The sequence below is a fragment of the Paenibacillus harenae genome, from assembly GCF_030812415.1.
Taxonomy (GTDB): domain Bacteria; phylum Bacillota; class Bacilli; order Paenibacillales; family Paenibacillaceae; genus Pristimantibacillus; species Pristimantibacillus harenae_A.
Map to the genome: position 1 here is coordinate 221,337 of NZ_JAUSST010000002.1, position 15,355 is coordinate 236,691.

Annotated in this window: 6 protein-coding genes; all 6 read left to right on the forward strand. The window is 51.0% G+C overall.

All coding sequences use genetic code 11. The features are described from left to right. Nucleotides 1–10: 10 nt before the first annotated feature. Complete coding sequence (locus J2T14_RS06010) at nucleotides 11–1,828, forward strand: beta-L-arabinofuranosidase domain-containing protein (RefSeq protein WP_307468913.1); 1,818 nt, start codon at nucleotides 11–13, stop codon at nucleotides 1,826–1,828. A gap of 623 nt (nucleotides 1,829–2,451) precedes the next feature. Beyond that, nucleotides 2,452–3,261, forward strand: a complete 810-nt coding sequence (locus J2T14_RS06015; RefSeq protein WP_307468916.1) for an alpha/beta hydrolase — start codon at nucleotides 2,452–2,454, stop codon at nucleotides 3,259–3,261. Between the two features lie 314 nt (nucleotides 3,262–3,575). Beyond that, on the forward strand, nucleotides 3,576–9,851 hold the full coding sequence (locus tag J2T14_RS06020; protein WP_307468918.1) for a family 43 glycosylhydrolase: 6,276 nt from the start codon (nucleotides 3,576–3,578) through the stop codon (nucleotides 9,849–9,851). Nucleotides 9,852–10,033: 182 nt separating this feature from the next. Beyond that, the gene (locus tag J2T14_RS06025; RefSeq protein ID WP_373458124.1) at nucleotides 10,034–11,710 is read left to right on the forward strand and encodes an extracellular solute-binding protein; all 1,677 of its coding nucleotides are present in this window, start codon (nucleotides 10,034–10,036) and stop codon (nucleotides 11,708–11,710) included. Between the two features lie 74 nt (nucleotides 11,711–11,784). Beyond that, nucleotides 11,785–13,554, forward strand: a complete 1,770-nt coding sequence (locus J2T14_RS06030) for a sensor histidine kinase (RefSeq protein WP_373458111.1) — start codon at nucleotides 11,785–11,787, stop codon at nucleotides 13,552–13,554. Next, nucleotides 13,529–15,160, forward strand: a complete 1,632-nt coding sequence (locus J2T14_RS06035) for a response regulator transcription factor (protein ID WP_307468923.1) — start codon at nucleotides 13,529–13,531, stop codon at nucleotides 15,158–15,160. The genes J2T14_RS06030 and J2T14_RS06035 overlap by 26 nt, the downstream gene beginning before the upstream one ends. Nucleotides 15,161–15,355: the final 195 nt, after the last annotated feature.

Here is a 15,355-nt window from a genome sequence, read left to right on the forward strand (position 1 = left end):
GTGTATGGCCATGTTCACCAATTTTAAACTGGATGATGTGAAGCTGATTGATCCCTGCTTTGTTCGCCGCCGGGAACTCGTTAAGCAATATGTGGCGGACTTCGATATCGACAGATTGATGCATACGTTCAGAATCAATGCGGGGATAGCTTCGAACGCAGAGCCGTTAGGCGGATGGGAGGATGTCGGGAGCGGGCTGCGAGGGCATTTTGTCGGTCATTATTTGTCGGCGTGCTCCAGATTTGCATTTGCAGACAAGGATGAACGTTTGAAGGCTAAAGCGACGGAGATCGTCGATATTATGGAGCAGTGTGCCAAGCCGAGCGGCTATTTGAGCGCATTCGAGGAAGAAAAGCTGGATGTGCTGGAGCTGGAGGAGAATCGGAACGTCTGGGCGCCTTACTATACGTTGCACAAAATTATGCAGGGGCTGATTGACTGTCATATCTATTTGCGCAGCTCCAAAGCGCTGACGCTTGCCCTGAAGCTGGCGCATTACATTCATGGTCGATTTCAGAAGCTTTCCTATTGGAAAATAGATGGGATGCTCCGCTGCACGAAGGTTAATCCGGTCAATGAATTCGGCGGCATCGGCGATTCTCTCTACACCTTATACGAATTGACCGGAGACAAGTCTATGCTTGAACTGGCCCGCGTATTCGACAGAGATTACTGGACCCTGCCGCTTGCAAGCGGCAGGGACTTGCTGGACAATCTGCACGCGAACACCCACCTGCCCATGATTATCGCCGCCATGCACCGATACAATATTACCGGCGAGGAACGGTTCAGGACGGCAGCCGTTAACTTCTATTCCTTTCTGCAGGGCAGAACCTTCGCGAACGGGAATAACAGCTCCAAGGCAACCGCTTATATCGAAGGCGGAGTATCCGAGAAGTCGGAGCATTGGGGTGGCTACGGTAGGCTGGACGATGCGCTGACAGGCGGCGAAAGCGAAAGCTGCTGCGCGCATAATACGGAACGAATTCTAGAGCGTTTGCTGGAATGGACGGGAGACGCGCGATATGCCAGACATTTGGAATCGCTGAAATACAACGCCGTGCTGAACAGCGCCAGCGATCGCACCGGCTTGTCGCAATATCATCAGCCCATGGGATGCTGCGCCGTCAAGAAATTCAGCAGCTTGTACGATTCCTTCTGGTGCTGCACCGCCTCGGGAGCGGAGGCGATGAGCGAGCTCCAGAAAAATATTTGGTTCAAAAGCGATGAGGCCATATTGCTTAATGCATTCATTTCTTCCTCGGTCAGCTGGAATGAAAAAAACGTGACCATCACGCAGCAAACCCGTTTCCCTGACAGCCTGAACTCCACGCTAGTTATCCAAGCGGCAGAGCCGACAGCGTTCAGGCTGATGCTGAGAGCGGAGGCGGTCAAGGCCGTAGCTGTCAATTCCGTTCATGTGGAGTTGGAGACAAATGACGGATATACCGTCATTCACCGAGTATTCCAAGATGGGGATATGATCGAGATCGACATTGAGGCATCCCTGCATCTGGTACCGTTGCAAGGCGATAAGGGCCGAGCGGCGGTTATGTACGGCAATGTTCTGCTGGCCGGGCTTACGGAGAGCCGTCTGCCGAAGGGCATCACTGATGAGGATATAGGAGAGCGCTTCGTCAGAACTTCTCCGGATATGCTGAAATTTGCCGTGGATGACGGTCATGTAGAGCAAATTTCCTTTGTCCCTTTGTACCGGATAGAAGAGGAAACGTATACCGTCTATCACGATCTGGATCATACTCTTCCGCGCAGCAATGGCCGCTTCTCCTTCGCACAGGACGGAAGCGCGGCTTACGAAGAAGCGTGAAAACAACAATTATTCATAATAAAGCAACGTAAAGCTATAGGCTGGAAAATCACGTTTATGATTTAATTTGAATAGGAAAAAACATTTGCCAAGTACACTGGTATGAGGGCACCGTACCCTGTCGGGTCTAGCGAAAGGATGAATATTCATATGGTAAAGCAGTATCTCTCGTCTCCAAAATCCCTTTTCCGCTTACAATGTAATGCAAAGCATAAATATCGCGCACACCTGGTCCCCACATGTGCATATTTGGGGGCTTATAACCTCTACAGGTACAAATCAAATGATTACTGATAGTTGAATGATAGAATGAAGTTGATTTCATAGGCTGTACCCATAACCTTTCATTTTGACATAAACGACATTTTGCATATTTGACCCTATCTCTTTTAGCTAGCATACCGCACAACTGCAAAGGCTTAAAATATAGGAGTTTTAGATTAACTCATCTTATGCAAAACCGACCAAACCAAAAACCCGTCAAAGCATAGTTGTTCATAAATAGCGGAAATAACTATGTTTTGCAGGGCATAATGGCATGATATGTAAGGTTGTTTCATCCTTTCACCAACGTTACACTTTTAGCAACGATATAAAAATGAAAGAAATGGAGAGATGATTCGATGGCCATGATGCAAATCAGCTTTTTTTCGGAATGCATGAAGAGGGAGGTAACTTTAAATGCACTGCTGCCGCTCGATCAACCCATTTCTCCTGGGCGGGAAGACGCGGCCGGTAAGCCTCTTAAGGCGCTGTATCTGCTTCACGGCTATTGCGGCAGCCATACGGACTGGATCAGCTTTTCGCGTATTCGAGAGCTATCGGACCGGCATCGCATTGCGGTATTTATGCCCGCCGGAGAAAACCGGTTTTATTTGGACGACGAAGAAAGTGATATGAGGTTTGGCGAATATGTCGGACGAGAGCTTGTGGAATTTACGAGGCGAACATTTCCCATCTCACACGAACGCTCCGACACATTCATAGGAGGTTTTTCTATGGGCGGATATGGGGCCATTCGCAATGGACTTCATTACGCGGATCGCTTCGGCCGGATCATCGCCTTATCATCGGCAATTCTGCCGTACAAAATCGCGAATATTCAGCCAGGTTATCATAACGGCATCGCGGGTTATGGATATTACAGAAGTGTATTCGGCGACCTTAGCTCCCTGCTTGGAAGCGATAAGGATCCCGAGGAGCTAGTTCGTCGGTTGAAGCAAGGTAATGGGAACATGCCGCATATTTATATGGCTTGCGGCACGGAAGATTTTCTGCTCGATGTCAATCAACGATTCCATCGTTATCTGAAAGACGAAGGGATCGAACATACCTACAAGGAAACCGCAGGCGCTCATACCTGGGATTTCTGGAACGATCGGATTGGGGAAGCGCTGGAATGGGCGTTGGGAGACCAAAGCTCACGTGACTAGTTATTAATTCAAAGTGTGCTATGATTTGACAGGTTGTTTGTCTTGAAGTGTACAATTACACTTTAAACATGTGAAGAATTTGAAAGAGTACGATAATAAATAAAGACCATCATATTCAATGAATGGTCTTTTTTGGGTTAAATATATTTTAGAATATCATTATTTTTTATTTTAAAATAACTAAATTAATAATAAAACAACCTTTTTGAATAAAAAAACACATCGTGATTGCAGCTTGATTCATTTAATATGGATACAGATCAACTGATACGACGCCGACATCTTTAAGAAAGATCATTCGAAGGAGGAGATTGATGATGAGGAAGAGGCTGTCGATTGTTATGTTAGCGGTTACATTGTTAATGGGGTTGCTTAGTAACGCCACGACGATGCATGCGCAGGATGAGGGGGAAGGAACATTCGACAATCCGCTGATCTGGGCGGATGTTCCCGATCCGGACGTTATTCGTGTCGGAGATGTTTATTACATGTCCAGTACGACGATGCATATGAACCCCGGCGTGCCGATTATGAGATCGTACGATCTCGTCAATTGGGAAATCGTCAATTATGTATACGACATTCTCGCCGACAACGACGAGCAAGCGCTTCGGAACGGTTCCAGTAATTATGGCCAAGGCTCGTGGGCAAGCAGTCTTCGATATCACGAGGGCATCTATTATGTAGCGTTCGCTTCTTACGATACCGGCAAGACGTATATCTACCAAACGGAGGATATCGAGAAAGGACCTTGGACGTCCTCATCTCTTGATGGCGTCTATCACGACATGTCTCTGCTGTTCGACGACGACGGCCGCGTGTACATGGTGTATGGCGGCGGCGATATCCGAGTGATTGAGCTGACTTCGGATGCAACCGCTATCAAACCGGGCGGGATGAACAAAGTCATTATCCCTGATGCAAGCCTGGTTGCAGGCCCTAACGTCGGTTTGAAGGCTGAAGGCGCGCACATTCAGAAAATAAACGGCTACTACTACGTCTTCACGATTACGTGGCCGACCGGCGGGATGCGCACCGAGCTTGTACATCGGGCGGATGCGATTGATGGAACTTATACGGGCCAAGTGGCCCTTAGAGATGCCGGCATCGCGCAAGGCGGAATTATCGATACAGTCGACGGCAAATGGTATGGGCTTCTGTTCGGCGACCGCGGCGCAGTCGGACGCATTCCGTATCTTGTTCCCGTCACATGGGAAGACAACTGGCCAGTATTCGGGGTTGACGGCAAAGTGCCGCTAACGATGGCCGTTCCGATCGAAGGAGCAGCATCGAACAGCCAATGGGTCGCTTCCGATGAGTTTTATCAAAGTCCGAATAAGGTTGGAGCTTCGCATACCGTGTTCGAGAACGACTCGCTAAACGGATCATTGCAACCGCTTGCAGGATCGATTGTCGATCTGCCGGCAGCTGCAATTGAACCGTTAGCTTCTACCAACGAGGGGCAAGAGCTGCTGGTGAATGGAGGATTCGAAGTCGGACAGGAGCCGTGGACCGGTCATGACAATGTGACGGTTGCCGTATCGATCAATGAAGCATACAGCGGAACGAACAGCTTGTTCATCAGCAACAGGGGGGCAACCGGCTCGGGACCTCAGCAGTCGCTTGCCGGCAAGCTGAAAGCGGGGGGCATCTATGCCTTTTCCGTCAAGGTGAAGTATGACGGAGACAGCGCCGTTCCCGCAACTAAGCAATTCAATATTGCATATCAAGATGGAAACTGGCAGACGATCAAGGTGCTTGGGTCCGCAACGATTACCAAAGGGACGTGGGGCACGATCGAAGGCACGTATACCGTTCCAGAGGATGCCGCGCTGCAATCGCCGCTTATCTTCATCGAAACAGTGTGGACGTCCGCTCAGGATCCGGTCAAGGATCGGATGGATTTTTACGTGGATGACGTATCGTTCAGAGATGTGACGCCGGATTCCAATTTGCTCGTTAACGGGGGCTTCGAGAATGGAACGGAGCCTTGGACAGGGCATCAGAATGCCGAAGTCTCGGTAACGAACGACGAAGCTTACAGCGGCTCGAGCAGCTTGTTTATAACTGGAAGAGAAGGAACGGGCTCGGGACCGCAACATATCATTGCCGGCAAAGTGAAGGCCGGCGGCGTATACAAGTTTTCAGCCAAAGTAAAATACAACGGAGACAGCGTCGTTCCCGCCTCTAAGCAGTTCAACCTTGCTTTCCAAGACGGAGACTGGACGACGATCAAAGTGATGGGCTCGGGAACGATTACCAAAGGTCAGTGGGGGACGATCGAGGGCACGTATACGATACCGGAGGATCTCGAGCTTAAATCACCGCTTATTTTCATTGAGACGGTATGGACGTCTGCACAGGATCCGGTCAAGGATCGGATGGATTTTTACGTGGACGACGTGAGGCTCGAGGACGTGACGCCAGCAGGCGGAGCGGATGGAGCGCAGCCTGGCGAGTACGATGACAACGGCTCGAATTTGGCGTTGGCATGGCAATGGAACCATAATCCGGACAACCGGAAATGGTCGCTGACTGAGCGCCCCGGATACTTGCGCCTGACGACGGGCAGGAAAAGCACGAACTTGCTCGATGCCAGAAATACGCTTACCCAGAGGACGTTCGGGCCGGAAAGCTCCGGCAGCATCGCAATCGACGTCAGCAAGATGAAGAACGGCGACTATGCGGGCCTTGCTGCCTTGCAGGCGCAATACGGCTACGTCGGGGTCAAGATGGACGGCAATGCCAAGTCTATCGTGATGGTGGACGGCAGCTCCGGCTCGGCGGTAGAAGTAGAGGAAGTTCCTTTGACGCAGGACAGGGTGTATTTCAAAACCGAGATGGATTTCAAAAACCAGACGGACAAGGCGTATTTCTACTACAGCCTGGACGGCATCGGTTGGACATCGATCGGCAGCGTGTTGCAAATGCGTTACACGTTGCCGCATTTCATGGGCTACCGGTTCGCCCTGTTCAATTATGCGACGAAAACGACAGGCGGTTATGTCGACTTTGATTATTACCGCATCGATAATGAGCTAAGGGGCGAGGGGAGTTCCGCGGACGTGCTGCAAGCCGAGCTCGGCGACGTTGACAATGTCATCGGAGTTCCAAATATCGAGCTGGACGTTCCTGTTACAATGGATGCGCTTCCGGCCGGCACCTACGAATCGATAGAAGGCTCCTTTAACATCCCGAATGAGCTTGAAGTAACGGGCGTGACCTTTAACGCGGACAATATCTCCGGGAATGCCGCTTTTGACTTTGCCGACCATAGGCTGCAGCTCGAAGTGACTGGCGAAAATGTGAATTACACGAGCGAAGCTTCGGACTTGTTCGCAACGATCCATTTGAAGGTGGCAAGCTTCGTCCCGACGGACAAAACGGTTCTAATCGAAACGGATTACATTCAAGCGGAGGGCGGAGACGTCGTTTATAACGTGCACGATGCAGCCGCGGACATTCATCTGAAAGCTCTGAATACAGAAGCGATCGCGAAGCTTCCAGGCTACTCGAATCCGCTCATGGATCATAAGCTTGGCGCCGATCCTTCTGCTCTCGTGTACGACGGCAGAGTGTATATTTATATGTCGAGCGACGAGTACGAGTATGATGCTAACGGTAATGTGAAAAGCAATTCGTTCAGCAATTTGAACCGAGTGTTCGTCATCTCTTCGGACGACATGGTGAATTGGACGGATCATGGCGCCATCCCGGTGGCAGGAGCGAACGGTATCGCCAAATGGGCGAATTTCTCCTGGGCGCCGGCAGCCGCGCATAAAGTCATTAACGGGCAAGACAAGTTTTTCCTCTATTTCGCCAACGGCGCGGGCGGCATCGGCGTGCTGACGGCGGATAGCCCGATTGGTCCTTGGACCGATCCACTGGGCAAAGCTCTGATTACCGGCAGCACGCCTGGCGTGCCGGGTGTCGTATGGCTCTTCGATCCGGCCGTACTCGTCGACGACGACGGCAAAGGTTATCTGTACTTCGGCGGAGGCATTCCCGGCGGCAACAATCCGACGCAGGAACAAGTCGCGAATCCGCGAACGGGGCGGGTTATGGAATTGGGTGACGATATGATCTCAACGGTCGGTTCGGCGGTATTGATCGACGCGCCGTTCCTGTTCGAAGATTCGGGCATTCATAAATATAACGGCAAATATTATTACTCTTATTGCTCGAATTTCTCGGGAACGCATCCGGAAGGAACGCCGCCAAAGGGAGAAATCGCGTATATGGTCAGCGACAGCCCGATGGGACCGTTCACGTACGTATCGCCCATATTGAAAAATCCGTCCGTGTTTTTCGGTGTCGGGGGCAATAACCATCATTCGATCTTCGAATTTGATGACGAGTGGTATGTTGTTTATCATGCGCAGACTGTCAGCAGGGAACTGCTGGGTGACGGCATGGGCTATCGTTCGCCGCATATCAATAAGGTAGAGATCTATGAGAGCGGAGCGATCAAGGATATCAAGGGGGATATGGAAGGCATTTCCCAGTTGAAAAACCTTGACCCGTTCGTCAGAACGGAGGCCGAGACGATTGCGTGGAATGCCGGAATTTTGACGGCCAAGTCGGATGCCCCTGGCGCGCAGGTTGAAAGCTTGAACCTGCATGTGGCGGATATCGAAGACGGCGATTGGATTGCTGCGGCGAACGCAGACTTCGGTGACAGCGGCGCGACAACGTTCCAGGCGAACGTCAGGTCCTCAGCCGGAGGCTCGATCGAAATTCGACTGGACAGCCCGCTCGGTGAAGTTGTCGGCACGCTTGAAGTGCCGGCTGGAGGCGAAGAGCCTCAGTGGCAACTGCTTGAGACGGACATCGCTCCTGTAATCGGCGTTCATCATTTATTCTTCATGTTCAAAGGAGCAGGCACTGATCCATTATTCGACTTCGACTATTGGGGCTTCGAAGAGGGGGATGTAATCGGCTGCGAGGTTATCCCGGTCGAATCAGCAACCATTGTAAGCAGCACAACGGCGATCAAAGTTAATGAGCAAATAACGGTAGGCTCGGCGATAACGCCTTGCGATGCGACCGATCCGGTCTATCGTTGGGAAGCAAGAGGCAGTATGGCTATAGTCGGCGATGCCGACAAGGATATGGTAGTCATCAAAGGGTTGTCGAAAGGCATGGGGACGCTTAGCTTAAGCGTGACCGCGGGCGGCGCGGAAGTGTCGGACGAGATGGAATTTACCGTCATTTCATCCGGCGGCGGCACGGAAACGCCTAGTCCGACGCCAATACCATCAGCAACGCCAAGTCCGACGCCGACGCCGACGCCAACGGCAAGACCTACGGCCACGCCAGCAACCGGCAATGACGGCAGCGGCATGGAAATCCTTATTAACGGCAAAGTCGAAAATGCAGGTACGGCAGTTGCTTCCGACAGGAACGGTCAATCGGTAACGACCGTTACGCTTGATCCAGGTAAGCTTGCGCAATGGCTTGAAGCGGGCGAAGACGGTGCAATCATCTCGATTCCGGTCACGGGCGGCGCACATATTGCAGTGGGTCAATTGAACGGCCAACTATTCAAGGTCATGGCTGGCAAACAAGCGGTGCTCGAGCTTGTAACGGATGCTGCGACTTATATCTTTCCTGCAGAGCATATCGAAATTGACGCGATTGCCGCTCAATTAGGCGTTTCATCCGTAGATTTGCAAAAGATAATGATTCAGGTGGAGATCGCGGGACCGACTGCCGACCAGCTGCTAGCGGCTCAGAAGGCGGCGGAACAAGGAGACTTCACAATCGTGATACCGCCAGTGTCGTTCACGGTTAGAGCGGTATTCGGAGAGAAGTCGATTCCGATTGAACGGTTCGGCGGATTTGTGGAACGTTTGATCGCGATACCGGACAACATTAATTCTGGCCTTGTCACGACGGCGGTCGTTATAGAAGAGGATGGAACGGTACGTCATGTGCCGACGAAGATCGTTGTCGTAGGCGGCAAACCGTATGCGAAGGTGAATAGCTTGACCAACAGCATGTATGCACTCATCCAGCATTCCATTGCTTTCTCGGATGTCGAGGGACACTGGGCGAAGGAAGCCGTCAACAATCTCGGCTCCCGCATGGTTGTGTCCGGCAGCGGGAACGGGTTGTACCTGCCAAGCGCAAATATGACGCGCGCCGAATTCGCGGCGATCGTTGTCCGGGGACTCGGTCTGAAGCCCGCGGAAGAGACTTCGGAATTCGCGGACGTGCAAGCAAGCGACTGGTACAGCGGCGCGGTTGCCACCGCCCGCGCTTACGGGCTGATCAGCGGATTCGAAGATGGCACGTTCCGTCCGATGGAAAAGATTACGCGCGAGCAGGCCATGGTTATTTTGGCAAAGTCCATGGAGCTTACGGGACTGAAAACAAAGCTTGCCTTACAATCGGCGGGAACGGCACTCGTTCCGTATGAAGATTCGGCAACTATATCGGCTTGGGCGAAGGAGGTTGCCGCTTTGAGCATCGAAGCGGGCATCGTAACGGGAAGGAGCGCGACGGCACTTGCGCCGAAAGCTTACATTACGAGAGCCGAAGTAGCGATTATCGTGCAGCGGTTGCTGCAAAAGTCCGATTTGATGTAAAGGATGTGCAAAATATCATAAATAGAATCAATCACGGCAGCCGACGAGTTCGGCTGCTTTTTTTGCATAAAGTAAAGATTGGATAACGTTATCAATTATTGCCCCTTGATTTTTTCGTCAATAATCAAGGAGAATAATAATTATGCATGAATAATTCGTTGCCGAGAAATGGGGATGTCATCATGCGGAAGCGAATAGGGAACAAGGCTGCTATCATGCTTGCCGTATTAATGTTTGTGCAGACGATTGCGGCATGCGAGGATCAGCGCCCGGCTGAGGAGCCGGATAAGAGCGGTACGGAAGAAGCGATCTATTCGGATCCGGGCTTAACCAAATACAATCCTCCGATCGAGATTTCGCTCGTACGGAATGTAAATGAAGATTTCAGCGACTTGATAAGCAATTTCCCGGGGGAGACGCTCGAAGACAATCGTTGGAGCCGGCTCTACGAGGATGTTCTGGGCATTCGGGTAAAATATGAATGGACGGCTAAAGACGATCTCTATTATCAGAAATTAGGTTCGGCGTTGGCATCGGGCAACATCCCCGATATCGTAAGAGTGAATGCACAGCAGCTGCGGCAGCTGGCGAACGAAGGTTTAATTCAGGATTTGACCGACGTATATGAGGAGTATGCGGCGCCGTTCACCAAGGACGTTTTGAGCCAGGAAGGGACCGGACCGTTCGAGGCGGCAACGATTGACGGGAAGCTGATGGCCGTACCGGAAACGGCGGCATCTGTCGAAGGAGTCCAATATTTGTGGATTCGGACTGATTGGCTAGGCAGGCTCGGACTTAAGCCGCCGAATACGATGAATGATTTACTTGCGATTTCGAAAGCGTTTACAGAAAACGATCCGGACGGAAACGGCAAGCATGATACGTTCGGACTGGCGCTCACGCAATATTTGTGGGACCCTGTCATGGGTGCGCTGGACTTTATGGCCGGCTACGGCGCTTATCCGAATATTTGGCTCGAGGATGATACCGGCAAGCTCGTGAATGGAGCCGTACAGCCTGAAGTTAAGCGAGCGCTCGCCGTGCTTCAACGCATGTACCATGGCGGTCAGATCGATCCGGAATTCGCGCTGAAGGACGGCCGCAAAGAAAAGGCGCTGATCGCGGAAGGGAAAATCGGCATCATGTACGGTGAGCAATGGGGATCATTCGTGGTTCAATCGAGCATTGAGAACGATTCCGATGCGGACTGGCAGCCGTACCCGATTGTGTCGGATACCGGCAAGTTGCCCAAAGTGCCGCTCCGATTTGCGACTAATCAATTTCTAGCCGTCAAGAAGGGGGTCAAGCATCCCGAAGCAATCGTGAAAATGATTAATTTGCACCTGGAGAAAAATTGGGGTGTAACGGCCGAATACGAAACGTATTACAGCACCCCATACCCGGCATGGCAGCTCTCTCCCGTTACTCCTTTTCCTTTGCTCAAAAATTACGAGGCGTTCCTCCAATTAGAGGAGTTCAGGACTACGGGAGACGAAGCAGTGCTTCACGATGAAGCCAAAGCAATCCAAAAAAACATCGATGCTTATTTGACGAGAAACGACACATCCGGATGGGGCTGGGAACGGACCTATGGACCGAAAGGGGCGTTCTCGATACTTAGACAATACGAAAAAAACAACCAGTTGCTTTTTGAGAGTTTCGTCGGCGTTCCGACGGAAGCGATTATCGAGAAGCACTCCATACTTGATGAGTTGAAAAACAAAACGTTTATGAATATTATTCTCGGACGGCCTATCGAGGAATTTGACCGTTTTGTCAAGGAATGGCATCGATTAGGCGGAACGGAAATGACGGCCGAGGTCAACGAGTGGTTCGCGGAGAAAGGCAGGAAGCCTTAAAAACGTGAGGCTTCGCTCGCGAACCTCACCTATTCGCTCCACGGACAAAGCTGCTTGCGAGGAGTTGTGTAAGATTGCTCAAGATACCTGTCAATTCCATGCGCCACGCCTTGTTTCTTAGGCTTGTCATCATGCATCTCGTCGTGATTCTGCCAATTATCATACTTGGCGTTTATTTGTATAACTGGAGCTACACCAACGCGAGCCAAGACATCTCGAGAAATACGTTGGCGCAGCTGTCATCGTATCTCGAAGACATGAACCGTGAGGTTGAATGGCTGGAGGTCCAGCAGTTCGATATGCTGCAGGATGGAGAGCTTACTAGGGTCGCGGTAACGTGGGATATGATGGACAGCGTAGAGAAGAAGGAAAGCATGGACTACTTGGTTCATCGGCTGACATCCATTAAGAACAGCAGCGCCTATATGAAGGATATATACATTCACATCCCCTCCATAGGCAAAACGCTTTCGTTCGGCAATGCCGTTCACGATTTGGAACGAGGCAGGTATGATCAAATTCGAGCTTTGTCTGAACGAAGCGGGGCAAAACGTCTGATCAGGCAGGGCGATTCGCTGCATCTCAGCGCTTTCAAGTACGGTGGGAAGAAGGGAAAAGAGCCGCTCTACATCGTACAGATTGAGCTTGATACGGCGAAGCTGAAGGAATCGCTGAACCAACTGAGCGTTTATCCCGAAAGCGGTTCATTCCTCATCGCCGAAGAGGCGGATTTCACGTTGCTTGGGAGCGATAAGTCGCCTCATATTTTAAACGAATATTTGCAAGCGCCGCGGCTTTCGGAAGAACGTTCCATGCTATTGAAAGCAGATGGACGATCCTACCATATCGACAAAGCGGAATCGTCTGAATTAGGCCTTGCGGTCGTGACTTTTTTGCCGGAGGAGACAGTGAAGAGGCCTCTTAACAAGTTCAATAAGTGGGCATGGCTGTTCACGGCAACCTCGATTCTTGCGATCGTCGTCTACTCGCTTTCGACCTACCGGCTCGTTCATCGGCCGCTGCTGCTGCTTGTTCAGAGCTTCCGCAGAATGGAAGGAGGGACGCTGGATATCCAGATCGAACACGAGAATAAGGATGAATTCGGTTATTTGTACGATCGATTCAATCAGATGTTGAACAAATTGCAATTGCTGATCGACCAGGATTTCAAGCAGAAGCTTATGATGCAGAAGGCGGAGCTGAAGCAGCTTCAGTCCCAGATTAACCCGCACTTCCTGTATAACAGCTTCTTCATACTCAATTCGCTCGCCAAGACGGGAGATACGGACCGTATCGAGCTGTTCACTAATATGCTAGGCGAATATTTCAGATTCATTACCCGTAACGGGGAAGATAACGTCTACTTATCGGAAGAGATCAAGCATGCCAGAATGTATACCGAGATTCAGAAGCTCAGGTTCTCCAGACGCATCAGCGTACAATTCGACGAACTACCGAAGGAAATGGAGCGTATTCGCGTGCCAAGGCTCGTCGTTCAACCGATCATCGAGAATGCATACGAGCATAGTCTCGAGAAAATGTCGGAGGAAGGATTTCTTCGCGTCTCGTTCGAGAGGCATGAGCCGGATTGGATGATCATCGTCGAGGACAACGGAAGCCAGATCGATGATGCTGCGATTCAAGCGTTGAACGACCAAATGACGAACAACGGCGAAGCGCATGAAATGACAGGCATCATTAATATTCATCGCCGCATTATGTTGACTTACGGTGAAGGCAGCGGATTATTTTTGTCCAGAAGCAAGTTGAACGGCTTGCGAGTCGAAATACGGATCAATCCAAAGGAGGCGGATGGAGATGCACCGACTGCTGATCGTCGATGACGAGGAAATTATTACAGACGGCCTCTACGAAGTGTTAAGCAATCTCATGCCGGATCAATTGGACGTATGCAAAGCTTATTCGGCCAAGGAAGCGTTGGATTGGATGGCGCGCACGCGCATCGATATCGTCATGACCGATATCGCCATGCCGGGCAAGAACGGCCTGGAATTGTCGGAAGAAATATTGACGTATTGGCCGAGGTGCAAAGTTATTTTTCTTACCGGCCATAGCGAATTTGACTACGCCTATAGAGCTTTCCAGATGCCTGACGTCCGTTATTTGCTCAAGACGGAAGGCTATGCGAAAGTGACAGAGGCTATACGGGGCGCCTTGCTCGACATTCAGCGCAGCAATCTCGAGAGCATGATGCTGGAGCAGTCGCGAGAGCAGAAGTATGCCTACGAATTTATGGCGCAAGGGGATTACATGAGGCAGCTGCTGCAAGAGAGCGACGCTCTTTGCGCGGAGCAAGGGCGGGTCATCGAGGAATTCGGCCATCTAAATATTGGTTTGGATCCGATGAATCCGGTTATGCTGGTGCTTGCTCGTCTGTCGTACCCTCCTGGGATAATGTATACAGAGAGAAGCAAGCTCCTGGTTTCAGCGAGAACGGTATGGGATTCTTTTCTGTTGGACCACGCGGATAGCATTGGCATCGTTGATAGGCATGGCGACCTGATGTGGTTTATTCAGCCATCCAGGGAGGTAAGCGGTATTCAAGGGGGGGACTTTATCCGCTATATGGAGGGAGTGCTCGAGCTTATCCAGGAAGCCTGCCTTACGTCTCTCGGATTAGAGATTACGTTGACAATAAGCGGTGCATGCTGCGATTGGATTGCCGTCACCCAGCAGTATGAAAGGCTGCGCCAGCTCCAGCAGTTGAAGATCGGCGACGGCATTTCCATGATTTTGCGGGATCGCGACGAGAATATGGACGGCTTCGGCGGAAAAGAAACATTCGTGCCGGGCCGCAAGGCGGAGATCATGGCCGCGCATCTGGAAGCGGGCCGGGCGAACGAGTTCTATGCGGATTGGGATCAGTTGTCGAGGGCTGCGCTGCAGTATAACGAGCATGCGCAACGATCGATTGAAGCGTACTATTCCGTTGCCCTGATGCTCTATTCGTGCTTGAACCGTCTGGGACTGCAAAATCGCCTCGACGACCACGCGAAGCTGATGCGGCTCGATTGCCATGCCTCCATGAAGGATGGATTTGCTTATTTGAAGCAAACGGCGGATGCGATCTTCCGCTACAAGAAAAGCGACGAACGGGATAGAACCTCGCAAGTGATCGACCGGATCTGTCAGTATATTGACGATCATCTGAGAGAAGATCTATCCTTAGTTCGACTAGCGGAAATCCATTACTTCAATCCGTCCTATCTGTCGCGCTTCTTCAAACAGGAACGAGGCATTAATCTATCCGAATATATCGATACATGCCGGGCCAGAAGGGCGAAAGAGCTGCTGCGTGACAACGATCTGAAGGTCAGGGAGGTCGCCGTGTCGGTCGGGTATGAAGCGGCTCATTCGTTCACGCGCTTCTTCAAGAAGGTAACGGGCATGACGCCCCAGGAGTACCGTGATTCTCTTAGCGCCAGCTAGTATTTTTATTTCAGGGGGCTGCCTCCATAACAGAGTTATGATGATTCATACCTTGCTGCTCTAAAAATTCATATTGGGATCGACCTCGTTATCCGCGCGCTGTTGTGGAAGGCGAGGTCTTTTTTTCGATATAGGGCTTGTCTGTTTCTGCAGAACTTACGCTCATCGCAATAGAGAGAATAAAAATGTTGTCCG

What these genes read in the sequence shown, in the direction of transcription:
- J2T14_RS06035 (WP_307468923.1), top strand. Translation starts at nt 13,529, where the DNA reads ATGCACCGACTGCTGATCGTCGATGACGAGGAAATTATTACAGACGGC.
- J2T14_RS06015 (WP_307468916.1), top strand. Translation starts at nt 2,452, where the DNA reads ATGGCCATGATGCAAATCAGCTTTTTTTCGGAATGCATGAAGAGGGAG.
- J2T14_RS06010 (WP_307468913.1), top strand. Translation starts at nt 11, where the DNA reads ATGTTCACCAATTTTAAACTGGATGATGTGAAGCTGATTGATCCCTGC.
- J2T14_RS06025 (WP_373458124.1), top strand. Translation starts at nt 10,034, where the DNA reads ATGCGGAAGCGAATAGGGAACAAGGCTGCTATCATGCTTGCCGTATTA.
- J2T14_RS06020 (WP_307468918.1), top strand. Translation starts at nt 3,576, where the DNA reads ATGATGAGGAAGAGGCTGTCGATTGTTATGTTAGCGGTTACATTGTTA.